The organism is Alteromonas sp. AWJ4_199 (genome assembly GCF_056159165.1).
Map to the genome: position 1 here is coordinate 219626 of NZ_JBSWUR010000003.1, position 18169 is coordinate 237794.

An 18169-nucleotide genomic window follows, 5' to 3' on the forward strand; every position below is an offset into this window, starting at 1 on the left:
AATATGTAGCCAACCATTGGTATAATAGTCGATACTTTTACTAACAAATCTATACACTCATGGAATAGTTTGACTTGCCGATAAATAGTGAGTGTACAGTTTGTTTATTTTCAGAGATTAATGCTATGACTACTGTGGTGACGTACGGCACCTTCGACTTATTCCATATAGGGCATGTAAGGCTTTTAAAGCGATTACACAGCTTAGGCGATAGGCTAGTGGTTGGCTTGTCCTCTGATGAATTCAATACAGTGAAAGGTAAAAACGTTGTCATACCTTATGAAGATAGAAAGGAAATTTTGCTCTCCTGCCGTTATGTCGACAGCGTCTTTCAAGAAAATTGTTGGGAACAAAAGCGAGAAGACCTTAAGCGAGAAGGCGCTGACATATTCGCGATGGGTGATGACTGGATTGGAAAGTTCGATGATCTGCAAGATATCGTTAAAGTAGTGTACCTACCACGCACACAAGATGTCTCTACTACTGAGCTCAAAACCGTTATCAGCGAAATTCAAAATGAGAAAATTCGCCAATTGCAAAGTCTAACTGAGCATTTAAATGCGTTGGTACAGCGGCTGTAATTCCGCAGACGGGCGATGCGCCCTTTTCTAACAGTATTTGACGAAATAATCGTTATGGCCTAATGGTTTATGGCAATACTGCCGACACATGGTATATTTAAATTTAAATCATAAAAATAGCGGGCAAAATATGTTCGACGGTAAGTCAATATTGATAACAGGTGGAACAGGTTCATTTGGTCACAAATATACTGAAACACTATTATCACGCTATAAGCCAAAGCGTTTGATTATCTACTCTCGCGACGAATTAAAGCAATTCGAAATGCAACAAATATTTAATGCTCCTTGCATGCGATATTTCATTGGTGATGTTAGGGATCAAGACAGGCTAACCCGTGCGATGCAGGGGGTTGACTATGTTATCCACGCTGCAGCAATGAAGCAGGTTCCCGCTGCTGAGTACAACCCCACAGAGTGTATTAGAACCAACATTGATGGAGCGGAAAATGTCATTAATGCTGCTATCGATAACGGTGTAAGTAAAGTGATTGCACTTAGCACTGACAAAGCCGCTAACCCAGTTAACCTATACGGTGCAACAAAACTAGCGTCTGACAAACTGTTTGTAGCAGCTAACAATATGGTAGGGGCTAGAAAACCGCGTTTTTCAGTTGTTAGATACGGTAATGTGGTGGGCTCTCGCGGCTCAGTGGTTCCGTTTTTTAATAAATTGATTCAAGAAGGTACTGACCATATCCCTGTTACGCACCAAGACATGACAAGGTTTTGGATAACGCTACAGCAGGGCGTAGACTTTGTACTTAAAAATTTCGAGCGCATGCTAGGAGGGGAGATTTTTGTTCCCAAAATACCCTCTATACGAATTACTGATTTAGCTAAAGCTATGGCGCCTGACTTACCAATAAAAATTGTTGGCGTTAGGCCTGGTGAAAAACTGCACGAAATGATGTGTCCTGGCGACATGGCGTTTCACACCTTTGAGTTCGACGATCACTTTGTTATTGCTCCTGCTATTAAATTCTTCCATCGCAGCAATAATTTCACAAGCAATGCGTTAGAAGAGAAAGGTAAGCCAGTAGATGAAGCATTTGAGTATGTTTCAGATACTAACCCTCACTTTCTTTCTATAGATGAAATTGCGGATTTTAATGAGGAAGCGAAAAAGTGATCCCCTATGGTCGTCAGGACATAGACGATGCGGATGTTGACGCTGTTGTTAAAACACTCACATCAGATTGGCTTACTCAGGGACCGCGCGTTCCGGCATTCGAAAGCTCGTTGGCATCTTACTGTGATGCCCAATTCGGCATCGCTGTGAACAGCGCAACATCGGCGCTACATATTGCGTGTTTAGCGCTAGATGTCGGTACAGGCGATAGAGTTTGGACATCACCAAACTCTTTCGTTGCCTCCGCTAATTGCGCTCTCTACTGTGGTGCGTCTGTAGATTTTGTCGATATAAACATCAATACGGGAAATATGTGTATTGATGCATTGACCGATAAATTAGTAGAAGCGGAAAAAAAGAACTGTCTACCCAAGGTCATTATTCCTGTGCACTTCGCAGGCCAACCGTGCGATATGGCAAAAATTGCTAACCTTGCTGAACAGTACCAGTTCAAGGTCATTGAGGATGCTTCTCATGCCGTGGGTGCAAAGTATGCTGGTAGCACCGTCGGCAGCTGCAAATACTCTGATATATGTGTATTTAGTTTTCACCCCGTGAAAATTATAACCACTATGGAAGGTGGAATGGCAATGACAAATCAACAGGATTTAGCAGACAAGATGCGTCTATTGAGGAGTCATGGCGTATCAAACGACCCAAGTGTAATGCGAAGTAAGGCTCACGGCCCTTGGTACTATGAACAGGTTGGATTGGGCTTTAACTACAGAATGAACGATATTGAAGCCGCACTTGGCACAAGCCAATTAACTAAATTAGACGACTTTATTGCTAATCGGAATTCTGTAGCAGCGCGGTACAGCGAGAGGTTTGCAGAGAATGAGGACATCTCCCCATTAGTTGTCAATGAAGCAGCTTACAGCAGCTTTCACTTGTACGTCGTTCGCATACCAGAGCTAACTCAACAACAGCAAAGTAAGCTTGTTGAAACACTCAGAGAAAAAGGCATATTTGCGCACCTTCACTACATTCCCATTCATACTCAACCCTACTATACCGACTTAGGTTTTAAGGTGGGAGACTTCCCTAATGCTGAGCGCTATTACAGCCAAGCGATAACTCTTCCCATCTTTCCCAAGCTAACGACTTCACAAATAGATTTTATTGCCGATACCTTTATATCGTCGGTCAATTCTTTAAAAAGGTTAAAAGCTTAATGTAAGTCAACACGCGAATGCGTTACCCACTTACACGACAGCCATGAGTGTTATGAATATAGCCATCATACCCGCGAGGGGCGGAAGTAAGCGCATTCCTCGAAAAAACATTAGATCATTTTGTGGTAAACCAGTTATTGCTTATTCGATAGAAGCGGTGAAAGAAAGCCGACATATTGATCGCGTTTTTGTATCTACCGATGATCGTGAAATAGCTGAAATAGCACAAACATATGGTGCGGAAGTGCCGTTTTTGAGAGAAGCATCTCTTGCAGATGACAAAACAGGCACCACACCGGTAATAAGACAAACTTTAAAACAGTTAATTGACCAAGGTCTTTCGATTGACATTTGTGCTTGTGTTTATGCCACTGCTCCCTTTCTAACAAGTCAGATAATTGATAAGGCGGTTGAAAAGCTTCAAAAAGAAAATGCTGGCTTTGTATTCACCGCTAATCAATTTTCGTTTCCTATTCAGCGAGCGCTGCTAGAGGGTCCGCACGGTGAAGTGACAGCTTTCTCAAAAGAAAACATTGGTAAACGTTCGCAAGATTTAATCGACACATTTCACGATGCAGGCCAACTGTACATTGCACAGAATAAGACTTGGATGAACCCTACTGCTCGTGTTTTTTCAGAGAGTTCGCGCATGATAAAGTTACCCAGTCATTTGGTGCAGGACATAGACACGGAACAAGACTGGAAACGCGCCGAAGTTATGTTCAAAGTACTTAAAGAAATGGGAGAATATTAGTGTGCGCTTGGCTATACGCGTAGACGCATCACCGATAATAGGTGCCGGCCACGCAATGCGTTGCATTACTTTGGCAAAAGCGCTTAGACATGCCTTCAAGGTCGACAATATTCAGCTGGACGTCATCGCTGTTAGTACACAAGGCGCTAACATGCTTGAAGCCACTTTTGAGGCTGCTGGCATTAGTATTACGTACGTCCCTAAAGTAGAGAGCGACGTTGGTCACATCAATGCAGAAATTTGGGTTGTCGATCACTATAAACTCGACGCTAAATTTGAAAGTGAATTGGTTGATGATGGCGCTATCGTTGTCGTGATTGACGACCTTGCTAACAGGAGACACAACTGCCACTTACTTATTGATGTAAACTTGTCGGAACATTCCGAACAGCGTTATACCTCGCTGGTACCGAAGGGTTGTTCACAGCTAATTGGGCCAAAATATGCGCTTTTAAGGGAAGAGTTTTATCAGGCACGTCAAAAGAACATCATAAGAAAACCCAAGCATGTACTTATTTGTTTCGGGGGTAGCGACCCAACGAATACGACCTCTACTGCTTTACAGGCGCTAGCAAAAGTTAAAGAATTAAGTTTAACCGCCGATGTGGTGATAGGTGCAGGTAACATATATAAACAAGCAGTGATCGAACAAGTTCGATTAATTGATGGGGTAACAATTCACATTAATAGCGACAACATGGCTGAATTAATGTGTAGAGCTAGTTTGATGATTAGCGCCGGTGGCAGTATGCATTGGGAGCGCTGTGCCTGTGACTTGCCCGGCGTCATTATTACCATTGCAGATAACCAACGCGAGGCAACCGAGTATTTAGCCTCATTAGGTGGCTGTGATTATTTAGGTCATGCAAGCTCTGTTTCAAGTGACGATATAGCTACTTCGCTAAGAAATCACTTTTCAACCACTGCTAAAGAGCTTGATGCTCAAACAGATTTAAACAAAATTGTACCACTGGGTGGCGGAGCGTCTTTGATAAGCAAAGAAATGATATCGTTAATGAGAAATAGAGATAGTCAACGGGGGTTAAGCATTGAAAAACATTAAAATTGACCGTTTCAATGTGGGAGAAGGGCTCCCCCCTTTTATTATTGCCGAACTTTCTGGCAACCATAATCACGACCTGAATCTTGCACTTCAGATGGTGGATGCTGCCGCTGACGCGGGCGTTCATGCTTTAAAACTGCAAACATACACTGCAGATACGATGACTATCGATGTAGCAAAAGGTGAGTTTTTTATTGATGATGAAAACAGCCTTTGGCACGGTAGTTCTTTATATGAGCTTTACAAAAAAGCATATACCCCATGGGAATGGCACCGCACTATTTTCGAGCGAGCTAAGGCCCGTGGCATGACTGCTTTCAGTACGCCTTTCGACTCAACAGCGGTTGACTTCTTAGAATCCTTAGACGTCCCATGTTATAAGATTGCATCCTTTGAGAACACTGACCATAGCCTACTTGCCAAAGTTGCTAAAACAGGTAGGCCTGTCATCGTTTCTACCGGGATGGCAAGTCTTGTTGAGATTGCCGAGACTGTGGAAGTACTAGAGAACAATGGATGCTCAGAATATATATTACTAAAGTGTACAAGTCAGTATCCCGCCGACCCAGTTAATGCAAACCTTGCAACCATTGAGCACATGAAGCAAATGTTTAACTGTCAGGTTGGACTATCAGACCATACGACAGGCATTGGCGTTGCCGTAGCAGCAACGGCATTAGGCGCTACAGTTATAGAAAAGCATTTCGTTATTGACCGAAAAGCCGGAGGAGTCGATGCAGCATTTTCGCTTGAACCGGCTGAGTTTACAGCGCTGGTTGACGAAACTAAGCGCGCTGCTACCGCGGTTGGCAAGGTAAATTACGGTTGCACGCCCTCTGAGTTAAACTCGCGCACTCATCGACGTTCACTTTACATTTGCGAAGACTTAGTTGCAGGAGACGTGTTAACCGAATCAAATTTACGGGCCATTCGCCCTGGCCTTGGTTTGGCAGTGAAGCACATGTCTACGCTTCTGGGTAAGCCAGTTACAAAGGCGGTGAACAAAGGCACACCTATGTCTTGGGACTTGGTGTAATTATGGCTCCTCGTTCACCCATTAGCCGCTTCTCACCACTGACTTCAAATGAGCTAGAGTTAGTATTGCAATGGCGCAATCAGCCACACATACGCCATAACATGCACAACCAAGATGAAATTACTTGGTCACAGCATGAAGCGTGGTTTGACGCGTTAAAAAATGACGAAAGCCGCTGTTTTTTCGTCTTCTATCAAAATGATAGACCTATTGGTGTGTTAAATTTCTCAGAACATCAATCTACACCTTACACGCTTGAATGGGGGTGTTACATGGGTGAAGATGATGTATGGCCCGGTTCTGGACTTCTATTAGAAATCGCCGCCCTACAATATGCACTTGAATTGAAAGATGCGGCGGCACTCTACGCAGAAGTTCTATCGTTCAATAAAAGCGTCATCAAACTTCACACTCTTTTTCAATACACGGCCTTAGAGGATGGGCGTACTTTCACGCAAAATGAAGAGAGACATTCGGTGAAGCGTTTTGAATACAAACGGGAACAATGGAAACGCAATAAAACCAAAATATTGAGTCGGTTGCCTAAACAAGTTAGTGCGGCAGCGAACTTTATTCAATTTGATTTATAATCCTTCCACAACAATTTAAGAGAAAAAACGAACATGTCTGAATTAAAACAGACCATATTAACGAGTATGGAACAAGTTGCACTGATAGCAGATTGCACCCTGATTGAGAATATTTCAGACGACACCGTTTTATTGCAAAGTGGTTTAGATTCTTTGGGCTTTGCTATGCTGGTTGCGCAACTTGAAGAGGAATTAGGCGTAGATCCCTTTAGCGAGATGGAGTTAGCCGTCTATCCAAGAACGTTGGGCGAATTTGTTACTGTTTACAGCAACGCATTGAAGTAGAAATATACATTTCCGTGATACCCTTAATCGAACAAATCAAGGCATTTACTGGCACCGCAATCATCACATCTAGTGGCGAAAAAATCTCGTTCTCTTCACTCGTATCAAGTGCTGAGGCCCTTCGAGAAGAAATAAAAGCTTTTAGTTCATTACACAGTACTCTTGGCGCAGACCAGAATATTCAAAACTTGGTTTTGTCCGATATAACAATTGGACAACTGCGCGCAGCCGATGACGCTACTCAAGAGCGGGAGCTTCCTTATTCCTCAATATCAGACTTCATCATCATATTACTCGCGCTTGAGGGGTTCATAGAGCAGTTTTCTATCTCATCGGATAGGTTTTGCTTTTCGCCCATTTCCGCTAAGGAAAGGAAAATTCCGGCTCACTCCACATGGTTGCTTTACACGTCAGGCACCACAGGAACTCCAAAAAAGATAGCGCATAATACTGAAAGCCTATGTGCCTCAATTAGGCTTAGCGAAACAACATCTCATTGTTGGGGACTAACCTATAAACCTAATAAGTTTGCAGGCCTTCAGGTTCTACTTCAAAGTCTGTTAAACGGCGACTGTCTAGTTGACTGCACCTTGGGCACGTTAGATGAGAAAGTAGCGTTAATGGTTGAGAGCAAAGTTGACGCAATATCAGCCACACCGTCTTGGTGGCGACAACTCTTAATGACACAAAGTTTAGAAGCGCTTTCACTATCTCGCATTACGCTTGGGGGAGAAATAGCGGATCAGCAATTGCTCAATGCCCTTTCATCTCATTATCCCTCAGCCAAAATTTTTCATATTTATGCGTCTACTGAAGCCGGTGTGGGCTTTGCTGTTAGTGACAAAAAAGCGGGTTTTCCCCTTTCATGGGTAAAAGACGGTGTAAACAAAACCCGATTAAGGATAAAAAACAATCTATTATGGGTGAAACCTATTTGTGACAATATCCGACTCAATACGACAGTGAACACCATAGAAATAGACGAAATGGGGTATATCAATACGCAAGATGTTGTATTTGTCGAAGACGAACGGGTTTACTTCAAAGGGCGTGTGAATGGCGCCATTAATGTAGGTGGTCACAAAGTTTTTCCTGAGACGGTGGAAAACGTGCTATTAACCTCGCCTCTCGTCGCACAAGCTAAAGTATATGGTAAAGAAAATAAGATTTTAGGTAGTATTGTCGTGGCCGATATAGTGTTGAAAGCGACTCCTGAGAGCGTTAAGCACAAAGACATACAGCTCGCTTTATTGCTCCATTGTAAAGCGCACTTGGGCAGAAATGATATGCCCACGAAAATCAATGTCGTCGATGAACTAGCCCTATCCGATACTGGTAAGCTAGTTAGACAATGAACTAATCAGTACTGCAAGGAATAACTCCGTTGAACTCGTCTTTGAAAAGCCAAAAGAATACTGTTGTTGTTACCGGAGCGAGTCGTGGGCTCGGGCTTGCCATATGCACGCAGTTACTTCAAGAAAACTACTTTGTCGTGGCTATTTCACGCAGCCTGAGTGAAAATTTATCGCGCCTTTGTGAGGATCATAAACAGTCAATTGCTCACATCCCATATGACTTGGCAGATCTTGATGGCATCCACGCACTGTGTAAATCAATCACAGAATTATACGGCCGCCCTTACGGATTGGTGAACAACGCTGCAGTCGGGTTGGACGGTGTGTTGGCCACCATGCACAACAGTGAGATCAGCACATTACTCGATATCAATGTACAAGCTCCTATTTTGTTAAGTAAGTATCTATCCCGTAGCATGATGCTAAATCGCACCGGTCGCATTATTAACATATCTTCGATTATAGCCAGTACAGGATTTAACGGCTTAAGCGTGTATGCAGCGAGTAAAGCCGCATTAGAAGGGTTTACCCGCTCGCTTTCTCGTGAAGTGGGTAAAGCGGGCATAACGGTAAACTGTGTTGCACCAGGCTATATGCAAACTGAAATGACGTCCTCACTGCAAGGTGACAAATTGGAAAGCGTGAAACGTCGCAGTCCTTTAGGCAGATTAGCTTCGCCTGCCGACGCGGCCTCTGCCGTGCTTTATTTAATGAGCGAAACAGCCAAATCTATGACCGGCACAATTATGACGGTTGACGCCGGTTCAACCGCTTAATACTTTCATTGATTAGAGCACGAAGCCTAACGGGAACAACATGCGCACCGGTATTAACAAAAACACCCCGCTTTATATTGCACCTGCCAACCCCGCTGGCAGAAAGTTAGCTAAACGCCTTAAAAGCGCAGGCTATTGTGTAAATGGCTTTGTAGATAACCTCAAACAGGGTGATGATATCGTTAACGATATTGCTCATTTCCCTGCCGCCGCACAAGTTGTGTTGCACAAAGGTACTTATACTGACGACGTTGCGGCTGGTTTGGTAAAGCGACATTTCCCACGAAAGTCTTTGTGGTTATGCAATGAAATGGATATTTTTCCTAAGTCAGAAAACAACGTATTGCCATTTGAAACAGAGCAGACCAAGCTATCTTTTTCTCGCTATCGTGCCCCAGTAAGTTATTGTATAAGCCGATTTTGGTTAACTATGTGTGCACTTGTCTTAAAAACAGTGCGAATGGCTGCACCGAAGCGCTCTTATCTCTACTACGCTGAAGGGTTCTTCGATACCAATGTACTGCTTGCGTATCGTGAGCATAAGCAACAACACCATAAAGAACCTTTTTTGCTAGGCCTAAACTTAAAACAACATATTTCTGAACTGGATAATGACGAAACAAAGTTTGAAAAATTATCTTTCAAAGTATTGTGGAAGATCTGTTGTGCCAAGCGAATCATTGTCGACCATGAGTATACTGGAAACACATTCACAATATTGCGCAAGTTTATTCCAGTCGTTCAGTTGTGGCATGGCTTGCCCTATAAAGCTTTAAGTGGCAACAAACACTATCCAGATATTTGCGACGACATTTTTATTTCGAGTTCGGCGTGGTTCAACCAAGAAATTTTCCCGAAGATTTTCAGAGCGAATACTTACCTTGCGTTGGGCTACCCAAGAAATGATGCATTTTTTCAAAGTCCTTCTGAACGTGACTGGATCAATGCAGAGCCTTTTGAGCTTATTGAGAAAGTAAAGCAAGAATCAGGCGACTTTATTGTTTATGCTCCAACATACCGAGACTGGGGTAATAATGAGTACCCTCTTGATTTAGATACACTCAATGCCTGGTGCTGTGAAAATAAACGGGCGTTCGTTCTTAAGTTTCATCCTTTTATCTCACGTTTGTTTGGCGAAGCCATGGGTCTTGAAGAAAGTGATAGATTACAACGACTTCCTAATCACCCGGCTATTTACCTCTATCCGAGCGGTAAAAATGTCTACCCTTGGCTTGCAGAGGCATCGGTCCTTGTTACTGATTATTCTTCAATCGCGTATGATTTCTTACTTGCCAATAAACCGATCATCTACTTTCAATACGATAAAGAAGAGTATTTGAAACTGCGAGGTGAGACATTGGTCAGCGACGACGACTTTATTGCCGGTGACGTGGTTTCTAGTATTGAGGAAATGCTCAACTGCTTATCAGTTAAGTCTGAACTCGATGCTCCGATAGTGAATTTCGCTGTGAATAAAAGGCAACCAGAACTGCTAGATAAATTTCAATTGAACAATCGTCCATCATCTCGCTTGATAGTCGCCCGTTTACGTCAAGACTAAACTTTTGATGTAAAAACCAAACAACGCGTTGGTAGTGCGAATTTACTCTAAATAGTACTGCCCGAAGATTGACATTATTGTCTCAACAGACTCGGGCGTTATATGTCTGTAATCATCTTTCCAAGGCGAATCTACATAATTATTCACAAGCTCATATGAAGGGAAGTAAAACAGATTCTCATCGTTTTTGCTGGATATAAATTCATGAATTACCGCGCGCAAAGTCGCCTTTGAAGCAGTATTAGCACAAACAACAGATTTTCCGTGATATGACCCTAGAAGAGGTATGGGTGAAAGCGTAAACAGAATTTTGGAATCAGGTTTATTGTGTTTTATAAGCGTGTAAATTTTTTCAAGGTTATTTAAATTTTCACTAAAAGAAACAAAACGGCTTTCAAAACGCTCAGGATCAAGTTTTCTATTGGGCACGAACTTCCACAGATATTGCTCATTCTCTTTGTCATACCATGCTTCGGTGAGACCCAATGTGATAATAAAGAAGTCTGTATTTTTGATGATCGACTTACATGCATCCATGCTGTGATAAGTCTGAGCTTTCTCTTCCGCACTCCCTATAAAAACTGAGCCAAGAGGCTTGTCGCTGAAGGCCCATTCAAATTGGGCTAACAATGCTGGAGTGTGAACCATTATCTCATCAATTCTAATTACGTCTGAAAGATTGTGATCCCAACTGTGGGCATTCACTTTGTATCCTTTCTTAAGTAAAAAGCGAGATACGTTACCTGCGAAGCAAGACCCGAATGCCGTAATATTCGTTTCTTTGGATATGATAGGTGCGCTGGGCGAGTAGCCGTGCATAAAGTAATCAGCTACTGCGTCGGCACTAGCAAGCTGCTCATTCCCCGGCCATCGATTGAGCCCGGCAAAGCCATGTTTTTCAAGTACGCTCATCTTTTTCATGAAAATCTCCACTGTTCCAAAGCGCTTTCTTAAGTATCGGCCACAATGCCACTCGCTTTAGATTTTTAGCGTATCGTACTTTTAATAACGATTTTAGTTAAGTAAATCTAAGTGTTGCCGCTACTATATAAACCTGTCTAAGGAGAGAATTAGCAATGCTGTCAAAGCGATTTAGAAATGATGATATTTCGTTAATGCCCTTAAATAAGGCCCAGACTGAAGCGCTTAATACATTTCGTCAGAAGCTAGCAAACAACAGCTTACGATACGAAGCCGTACAGTGCTTGTGTGGTGAAGATGATTCCTACACACTTGCTCAGAAAGATAGATACGGGATACCGCTTAACACAGTAATTTGTAAAAAGTGCGGACAAGTTTACTCTAAAGAACGGCTAGACCCTGAAAGCTCCGAAATATTTTATGCCTCACTTTATCGAGAGTTATACGTTGGCAAAGAAGTAGCTGATGAACGATTCTTCAATAAACAGCATAGGAGAGGCAATAGAATTTTTTCGTTTCTTGAACCTTACAGAGAGAAAAAGCATCAACACGTTTTAGAAATAGGATGTGGAGCTGGCGGTATCCTCTACCCTTTCCTTCGTAACGGTGATTCTGTATTGGGGATTGATCTAGGGGAGCGATACCTTGAGTTTGGCAGGTCCTTAGGCCTTGAGCTAGCTTGCATTTCATCTCATACGTTAAAAGAAGAACGGCCGAAACACTTCGACGTAGTTATCTTGAGTCACGTGCTAGAACATTTTTCTAGCATAGAAAGCGAGCTTGCTAGCATAAAAACGCTTCTTAAAGATGATGGTTTACTTTATATCGAGGTGCCTGGTCTTTTTAATCTGAAAGAGTCTTACGACTGCGATTTTTTAAAATATCTTCAAAATGCACACAACTATCACTTTAATCTTGCAACATTGAAGAACACACTAAAACGCGCTGGCTTTTCTTTGATAAGTGGCGATGAGTCAATCAGGGCCGTTTTTAAGCAAAGTGATCATGCTACAAAAAGTGTCGCAAACGAATATGGGTCTATTAATACTTTTCTAACTCATTTAGAACGTGAACGAGACTCTTTAGCTAAGACGTTACATCATAAAAAATTAGAAAAATGGTCAAAGCTGATATTAACTTTAGAAGAATATATTAGCCGAAAAAGCACTGAAGTTATCGCGCTTTATGGTACAGGGCAACATACATCAACGCTTCTAAGTAGCTTAAATGAAAACATCAAAGCATTCATTGATTGCGTATTAACCCCTGACTCATCTTTTCAAGACAAAACCATAGAAGGGATAAAGGTCACAACACTAGACCGCGTGCAACCAGACGTCATTATAATTAGTTCCGACAGCTTTCAAGAATCGATTGCTAGACGATTAGAGTACTTAGAAAAGCGAGGTACTGAAATCCTCTCTCTTTATAAGTAGTGTTAGCTTTGCATTACTTAACACTGAGCGAGAGTGCTTTGTCGAAATCGTCTTGAGTGTCAACATCTATAGAGCTCTCATTAGACATAAGGTACGGTAATGTAGTTTGTTGATACTGGCTACCTAGGTGCTGACTTTCATAAATAAAAATCGCACCATTGGGCATGAAAACATCTGCATTTTCTTGTCTAGCAAAACCAACGCCTCGGTTGAGTTTATCATCGAGGAAACGTAGACATCCCCTTTCATCTTTGTGAAGCAGCCAACGGTATTTCGACTCCACTTGATAAACCGATGCCATTGATTTAGGAGAATAATCTAAAGATAAAAACGTCTTTAGCGCTTCAGAGATATGCGAGGTCGTTCTCAATGGAGAAGTAGGCTGTAATACAACAACAATATCGTAGCTTTCCCCTCTTTTTTTCAGTTCATCTACTGTACTTTCAACTACTGACATCAGTGAAGCGTTATCATTTGACAGTTCAGGGCTTCTAAGGAACGGAACTGACGCCCCATAACGTTTACCTATTTTAGCGTATTGCTCACTGTCAGTAGACAAAAGCACTTCATCAATCTCATCTACTTTCCGTGCAGCTTCGATAGTCCATGCTAATAGAGGCTTGCCGTTAAAAACGAGAATATTTTTATTTTTAAGCCCTTTAGAACCAGAACGAGCCGGTACTATTGCTAAAACGCGTTTTTTCGCTATCACCTATCGACTCCTGGACGATTAGAATGTCTTAACTGCATCAAAGGTTTGTTTTAACTTATCATCATAGACTTCAAGCGTGATAGTTTTTTCCGAGTAATCATACTTTTTCAGTAAGTGGTAGATTTCTGATGAATTAGTGAAACCTTGATTAGTATCAGCTAGTCCATTGTTGTCACTAAAGTGAAGGTAGTCAGTTTTTGGCATGAGATGTTTTAACTCATCTTCAAACGACTTAGATAAGCTTTCACAACTCACTTTTAGATGAGCAATATCCAGTAATAGGTTAATCTCGCAGGCATCATTTAACTTAGCTATTGAATGGGCGTCTGTTGCTAGAAACGGGTTTATATTGCCAAATGCCCTTTTATTGGCACTAGAAAATACGTTATTTTCCACATAGAGCTTTACCCCTTTTACCTCGGCAACAAGCTTAAGCTCTTTCCATGCAACGGCAAACCTTTCTATTGCTTCATTTTCTTCCTGCAAATCAACAGCATCGAACTGCTGCCCTAGCTTTTTGTAATCCGGCTGGAAGCGAAAACCTGCATGAATTCCATATTCCTTTGCTCCCAACTCCTGTGACAATGATATTGCCTCTAAAACATGGGAGATAGAACGCTCTCTAACTTCGTCATCGCTTGCAGACAAATTTAAAACAAAGTGGTTCTCTGGGGGGGGGAAATAATTGTGACATCTATAAGTAAGTCTATATTGCCCCTTCAGCTGAATTAGCTCATCTTTCCAATTAGGGTAAAGATTGGTTCCTCCAGATAACTCAATATGCGAAAAACCTGCTTTCGCTAACTCCTCGACGCTTTCAGAAATTTTTCGGTTATTTACGCAACTGCTTGAAACAAAAATATTACTATTCATTTTAACCTCTTCACTGGCGTGCCAACATAGATACCTGGTTCATGAATCGATTTGTTTACAAAGCTATTAGCACCGACAGTTACATCGTCACAGACTGAAACATTATCTTTTATCACTGCTCCGGCACCAATAAAGCAGCCTTTCCCCACCCGTGCCCGCCCCAATATTTTTGCTCCGACCGCTATATGAGAGTCATTACCCACCTTAGCTTCGTGCTCAACTATAGAGTAAGTGTTTAAAATGACATTCTCGCCTACTTGAGCTAACGGGCCGACATAGGAACCTGCAAAAACTTGGCTGTATCTGCCAATTTTTGAAGAGGGTTCTATCAAAGCAGACGGATGTAGTAATGGTAAAGGGTATATTCCCTCACCAATCTCTAATAGAACTTTGCGTCTTGCTGTGTTGTCTCCGATGGCGACTACACTGCTATGTTCGGAGAGGTTGAGATCTTCACTGTTAATGTCACTCACTGGGATACCGAGTATTTGCTCTCCCGGTACCACCCTTCGGTCAACCACTCTTTCTACAGAAATATTACACGCCGACAAAAGTGCTAGCAGGGAACGAGAGTGCCCCCCCGCTCCAACTACATTGACTTTTATAACTCGATTCTCAGTGCTCAATGATGTCACCCGGCGCGTAATCTAGCGTAGCAAGTTCTCCCACTAACTCACTAAGAAAGTTAGCAGGAACGCCTTTTCCACCAGTCCTTCTCGCTATCATGTTTTCTGAGGTTAACGCTTCACCTGCAGAAATATATGTCGCGGCCACTAAGCATTTTTGAAGCGCAAGCCTATTTTCTTTTTCACATAACTCTACACGCTTAATTTCTCTGCCCATCATAGTTTCAACTTTACGTATTTCATCAATAAACAAAGAAAGCTCTGAAGGTGATAAAGATGCTTGATGATCAGGCCCAGGCAATGATTTATCTATAGTAAAATGTTTTTCAATAATTGAGGCGCCTGCTGCAACTGCATAGGGAGAAGCACCAATACCGCTTGTATGATCAGAATATCCAACAACCACTTGGTAATCTTCCGCATATTTTTTCATTACCCTGAGGTTTAGTTGAGATAGCGGCGCAGGATAACTTGACGTACATTGCAATAAGACCAGATCTTTACAATTGCCTTTAAGTACTTCTATCGCTTCGTCTACTTCAGACTGCTCACTCATTCCAGTGGAAAGAATGAGTGGGATATTTGCGTGCGAGGCTCGCTCTATAAATGCTAGATTAGTAAGGTCTGTTGAGGATATTTTTAATGCAGCAATCGGTAAAGTTAGTAAGAAAGTGAGGCTGGGTTCATCAAAAGGCGTAACAATAAAATCTATTCCGTGCTCCGCTGCATATTTAGCTAGATTTTCACAGTCACTCGGCGAAATCTCCAGTGCTTTTAACATCTCATATTGGCTTTGGCTCTCGCTGTCAGTCTCAATTTGATAAGTCGCTTTTTTCACATTAGTTTTGATAAGTGACTCAGTATTAAACAGTTGGAACTTTACTGCATCTGCACCTGATTTGATCGCTATATCTATCAACTGATAAGCAAGTCGAATATCGCCATTGTGATTGACCCCTGCCTCAGCAATTACATACACAGGTTTTTGGGCGCCAATAACATGATTAGCAATTTTTATTTCTTTAGAGAAACTCGGCATGATTAACCTCTGATATTCATAAACTGAGTAATTAGCTTGCAGATATGCGTAATTTGGTCATCTTTCAGTCCAATAAAAGTAGGCAAAGACAAACCTGACTGTGACAGAGCGCTCGTTGATTCCAACGCCTCTCTCTCATCACGGTATGGTGGTTGTTGATGAAGAGGAAAAAAGAAGGGCCTAGAGTCAACAAAATTGTCGTGTAACCACTTATGCAGCGCAGTAGCGTTTTGCTTTTTATCAACGGAGGTAACTCGTATCGACATAAGCCAGTTTACCGGAGTCGCATCATCAATTACTTTCTTAAATGTAATTGCAGGCACATGTGACAACATTTCTTTGTAGATACTTTCTTGCTTCGTTCTTGAAGCGGTGAATTCGTCTAATAAAGCAAGTTGCGCCACGCCTATGGCAGCTTGAATATTAGTCATTCGATAATTAAGGCCAGCAAAGTCATGCCAGTAACGCCTTTCTGGAGACATTCCATGATCACGCAAAACGCGTATTTTGCTGGCTAACTCTGGGTTGTTTGTTGTTAGCATACCTCCCTCACCTGTAGAGAGCAGCTTATTGGCAAAAAAGCTATAGCAGCCTATCGTTCCAATTGTTCCTGTACACTTTTGATGTAAGCTTGCTCCCAATGATTCTGCACAATCTTCTATCACTTCGATATTGTGGGTTCTCGCCAACGAAAGTAAGGCGGTCATATCCGCTGGGTTACCATACAAATGAACAGGAATGATCGCCTTAGTGTTTGGGCTGATGAGGGTTTTGCAATCATCAATATCTATCGTCCACGTCGCCTGATTTACACAGCACAAAATTGGCTTCGCGCCGCAAAGTAAAACAGCATTGGCGGTCGCTGCGAACGTCAAATCGGGCACAATAACTTCATCACCCGGACCAATATTTAGGGCCATCAACGCAAGGTGGAGCGCTGCCGTGCCGCTTGTTACACTTATCGCGAATTTAGCCCCGACGTAGCTAGCAAACTCGTGCTCAAAGCGCCCAACGTACTCTCCTTGAGACGAAATCCAACCTGTATCTAGGCAATCTAAGACAAGCGCTTTCGCTTTGTCATCGACGAAGGGCTGAGATACCGGAATAAATGTTGACTTAGTCATTTCTGTACTTATTCAAAATTGCCTCATCCCTGGCTAGTGTGAGGTCATTCAATACCATTTCTTCAACCATTTCTTTTAGGCTAATAGACGGTTCCCATCCAAGCTTATCTTTTGCTTTGCTCGCATCGCCCCAGAGCACATCTACTTCGTTTGGACGAAAATAATAAGGGTCTATTCGAACAACCACATCACCAGTTTTCAGTGACGACGAGAAACCTTGTGTTCTTTCACCAAGTTTTTCCAAGTTAATACTTTCTACAATACCAACTTCATCGACCCCTTTCCCCTGCCACCTTAGGGTTACTCCCAGCAGATTAAAGCTCATTTCCACGAATTCTCTGACAGATGTTTTTCTGCCTGACGCAATAACAAAATCTTCGGGTACTTCTTGCTGCAACATTAACCATTGCGCTTCAACGTAATCCTTTGCATGCCCCCAATCTCTTTGTGCATCAATATTTCCAAGAAACAAACAGTCTTGAAGGGCAAAGGCAATTCGAGCTATCGTCGATGTGATTTTTCTCGTGACAAACGTTTTACCTCGATATTTTGATTCATGATTAAACAAAATACCGTTGCAGGCATACATTCCATAAGATTCTCGATAATTAATCACTGACCAATACGCATAAAGTTTTGCTGTTGCGTAAGGAGAACGGGGGTAAAAAGGGGTACTTTCACTCTGGCGAGGTGCCTGAATTTTACCGTATAGTTCACTAGTTGAAGCTTGATAAAACCTAACTGATGATTCCAATTTCAAAGTTCTAATAGCATCAAGTAAGCGAAGTGTCCCCATTGCATTAACATCAGCAGTATTCTCTGGCGTGTTGAAAGATACATGGACGTGGCTTTGAGCAGCAAGATTATAAATTTCGGTTGGACGCACTTCATTAAGTAACCTGACTAAAGATAGTGAGTCACTCATATCGCCATAGTGCAGATAAAAATTGTTTTTAACTTGCTGAGGAGGGTCGACTAAATCGTGGACCCTGTCTAAATTAGGTAACGACGCTCTGCGCCGGACCCCATGAACTTCGTAGCCCTTGTCTAAAAGCAAGCGAGATAAATAAGCTCCGTCTTGCCCCGTCACCCCAGTTATAAATGCTACTTTTCTTGCCATGTTATCCTCA

At 42.2% G+C, this 18169-nt stretch carries 19 protein-coding genes; 12 read left to right on the forward strand and 7 right to left on the reverse strand.

The genetic code is table 11. The annotated features are described in order from the left end of the window. Positions 1–125: 125 nt before the first annotated feature. From ACXAER_RS18065 to ACXAER_RS18115, 11 genes are all read left to right on the forward strand, one after another. On the forward strand, positions 126–581 hold the full coding sequence (locus tag ACXAER_RS18065) for an adenylyltransferase/cytidyltransferase family protein (protein ID WP_474831543.1): 456 nt from the start codon (positions 126–128) through the stop codon (positions 579–581). Between the two features lie 130 nt (positions 582–711). Further along, positions 712–1713, forward strand: a complete 1002-nt coding sequence (gene pseB, locus ACXAER_RS18070) for a UDP-N-acetylglucosamine 4,6-dehydratase (inverting) (RefSeq protein ID WP_474831545.1) — start codon at positions 712–714, stop codon at positions 1711–1713. Next, positions 1710–2888, forward strand: a complete 1179-nt coding sequence (pseC, locus tag ACXAER_RS18075; protein WP_474831548.1) for a UDP-4-amino-4,6-dideoxy-N-acetyl-beta-L-altrosamine transaminase — start codon at positions 1710–1712, stop codon at positions 2886–2888. The genes pseB and pseC overlap by 4 nt, the downstream gene beginning before the upstream one ends. A gap of 52 nt (positions 2889–2940) precedes the next feature. Next, positions 2941–3642 carry a pseudaminic acid cytidylyltransferase gene (gene pseF, locus ACXAER_RS18080; RefSeq protein WP_474831550.1) on the forward strand — a complete coding sequence of 234 codons (702 nt, stop codon included), beginning with the start codon at positions 2941–2943 and terminating at the stop codon, positions 3640–3642. A 1-nt stretch (position 3643) separates the two neighbouring features. Then, positions 3644–4705 (forward strand): UDP-2,4-diacetamido-2,4,6-trideoxy-beta-L-altropyranose hydrolase, encoded by a 1062-nt coding sequence (pseG, locus tag ACXAER_RS18085; RefSeq protein ID WP_474831554.1) that lies wholly within the window; start codon positions 3644–3646, stop codon positions 4703–4705. Continuing rightward, entirely contained in the window at positions 4692–5741 is a 1050-nt protein-coding gene (gene pseI / locus ACXAER_RS18090) for a pseudaminic acid synthase (protein ID WP_474831556.1), read from the forward strand. The genes pseG and pseI overlap by 14 nt, the downstream gene beginning before the upstream one ends. 2 nt (positions 5742–5743) lie before the next feature. Continuing rightward, positions 5744–6331 carry a UDP-4-amino-4,6-dideoxy-N-acetyl-beta-L-altrosamine N-acetyltransferase gene (pseH, locus tag ACXAER_RS18095; protein ID WP_474831559.1) on the forward strand — a complete coding sequence of 196 codons (588 nt, stop codon included), beginning with the start codon at positions 5744–5746 and terminating at the stop codon, positions 6329–6331. Positions 6332–6364: 33 nt separating this feature from the next. Then, positions 6365–6616, forward strand: coding sequence for an acyl carrier protein (locus ACXAER_RS18100; RefSeq protein ID WP_071950987.1), 252 nt, complete (start codon positions 6365–6367; stop codon positions 6614–6616). A gap of 14 nt (positions 6617–6630) precedes the next feature. Continuing rightward, positions 6631–7971: an AMP-binding protein gene (locus ACXAER_RS18105; RefSeq protein WP_474831563.1), complete on the forward strand. Its 1341-nt coding sequence runs from the start codon at positions 6631–6633 to the stop codon at positions 7969–7971. A gap of 29 nt (positions 7972–8000) precedes the next feature. Further along, the gene (locus ACXAER_RS18110) at positions 8001–8747 is read left to right on the forward strand and encodes an SDR family NAD(P)-dependent oxidoreductase (protein WP_474831567.1); all 747 of its coding nucleotides are present in this window, start codon (positions 8001–8003) and stop codon (positions 8745–8747) included. Positions 8748–8787: 40 nt separating this feature from the next. Continuing rightward, positions 8788–10308 carry a CDP-glycerol glycerophosphotransferase family protein gene (locus ACXAER_RS18115; protein ID WP_474831570.1) on the forward strand — a complete coding sequence of 507 codons (1521 nt, stop codon included), beginning with the start codon at positions 8788–8790 and terminating at the stop codon, positions 10306–10308. Positions 10309–10350: 42 nt separating this feature from the next. Here the strand turns inward: ACXAER_RS18115 and ACXAER_RS18120 are convergent, their stop codons facing one another. Then, on the reverse strand, positions 10351–11229 hold the full coding sequence (locus tag ACXAER_RS18120; RefSeq protein WP_474831573.1) for a GSCFA domain-containing protein: 879 nt from the start codon (positions 11227–11229) through the stop codon (positions 10351–10353). Between the two features lie 155 nt (positions 11230–11384). Between ACXAER_RS18120 and ACXAER_RS18125 the strand changes: the two genes are divergently transcribed. Next, positions 11385–12665, forward strand: coding sequence for a class I SAM-dependent methyltransferase (locus ACXAER_RS18125; RefSeq protein WP_474831575.1), 1281 nt, complete (start codon positions 11385–11387; stop codon positions 12663–12665). A 13-nt stretch (positions 12666–12678) separates the two neighbouring features. Here ACXAER_RS18125 and ACXAER_RS18130 read toward each other — a convergent pair whose 3' ends face one another. Genes ACXAER_RS18130 through gmd form a run of 6 tightly spaced genes read right to left on the reverse strand, consistent with a single transcriptional unit; the run spans position 12679 to position 18159 of the window. Beyond that, positions 12679–13377, reverse strand: a complete 699-nt coding sequence (locus tag ACXAER_RS18130; protein WP_474831578.1) for an acylneuraminate cytidylyltransferase family protein — start codon at positions 13375–13377, stop codon at positions 12679–12681. A gap of 18 nt (positions 13378–13395) precedes the next feature. Next, complete coding sequence (locus ACXAER_RS18135) at positions 13396–14250, reverse strand: sugar phosphate isomerase/epimerase family protein (protein WP_474831580.1); 855 nt, start codon at positions 14248–14250, stop codon at positions 13396–13398. Beyond that, positions 14247–14876, reverse strand: coding sequence for a NeuD/PglB/VioB family sugar acetyltransferase (locus tag ACXAER_RS18140; RefSeq protein ID WP_474831582.1), 630 nt, complete (start codon positions 14874–14876; stop codon positions 14247–14249). The genes ACXAER_RS18135 and ACXAER_RS18140 overlap by 4 nt, the downstream gene beginning before the upstream one ends. Continuing rightward, complete coding sequence (locus ACXAER_RS18145; RefSeq protein WP_474831585.1) at positions 14866–15915, reverse strand: N-acetylneuraminate synthase family protein; 1050 nt, start codon at positions 15913–15915, stop codon at positions 14866–14868. The genes ACXAER_RS18140 and ACXAER_RS18145 overlap by 11 nt, the downstream gene beginning before the upstream one ends. 2 nt (positions 15916–15917) lie before the next feature. Beyond that, positions 15918–17039, reverse strand: coding sequence for a DegT/DnrJ/EryC1/StrS family aminotransferase (locus ACXAER_RS18150; protein WP_474831587.1), 1122 nt, complete (start codon positions 17037–17039; stop codon positions 15918–15920). After that, a complete protein-coding gene (gmd, locus tag ACXAER_RS18155; protein ID WP_474831589.1) occupies positions 17032–18159 on the reverse strand; it encodes a GDP-mannose 4,6-dehydratase in 1128 nt (375 codons plus the stop codon). Before gmd ends, ACXAER_RS18150 begins: the two co-directional genes overlap by 8 nt. Positions 18160–18169: the final 10 nt, after the last annotated feature.

Bases quoted from the DNA above. Each gene is read 5' to 3' on its own strand.
- ACXAER_RS18065 (WP_474831543.1), top strand. From the start codon at position 126: ATGACTACTGTGGTGACGTACGGCACCTTCGACTTATTCCATATAGGG.
- pseB (WP_474831545.1), top strand. From the start codon at position 712: ATGTTCGACGGTAAGTCAATATTGATAACAGGTGGAACAGGTTCATTT.
- pseF (WP_474831550.1), top strand. From the start codon at position 2,941: ATGAATATAGCCATCATACCCGCGAGGGGCGGAAGTAAGCGCATTCCT.
- pseH (WP_474831559.1), top strand. From the start codon at position 5,744: ATGGCTCCTCGTTCACCCATTAGCCGCTTCTCACCACTGACTTCAAAT.
- ACXAER_RS18100 (WP_071950987.1), top strand. From the start codon at position 6,365: ATGTCTGAATTAAAACAGACCATATTAACGAGTATGGAACAAGTTGCA.
- ACXAER_RS18115 (WP_474831570.1), top strand. From the start codon at position 8,788: ATGCGCACCGGTATTAACAAAAACACCCCGCTTTATATTGCACCTGCC.
- ACXAER_RS18120 (WP_474831573.1), bottom strand. From the start codon at position 11,229: ATGAAAAAGATGAGCGTACTTGAAAAACATGGCTTTGCCGGGCTCAAT.
- ACXAER_RS18125 (WP_474831575.1), top strand. From the start codon at position 11,385: ATGCTGTCAAAGCGATTTAGAAATGATGATATTTCGTTAATGCCCTTA.
- ACXAER_RS18135 (WP_474831580.1), bottom strand. From the start codon at position 14,250: ATGAATAGTAATATTTTTGTTTCAAGCAGTTGCGTAAATAACCGAAAA.
- ACXAER_RS18145 (WP_474831585.1), bottom strand. From the start codon at position 15,915: ATGCCGAGTTTCTCTAAAGAAATAAAAATTGCTAATCATGTTATTGGC.
- ACXAER_RS18150 (WP_474831587.1), bottom strand. From the start codon at position 17,039: ATGACTAAGTCAACATTTATTCCGGTATCTCAGCCCTTCGTCGATGAC.
- gmd (WP_474831589.1), bottom strand. From the start codon at position 18,159: ATGGCAAGAAAAGTAGCATTTATAACTGGGGTGACGGGGCAAGACGGA.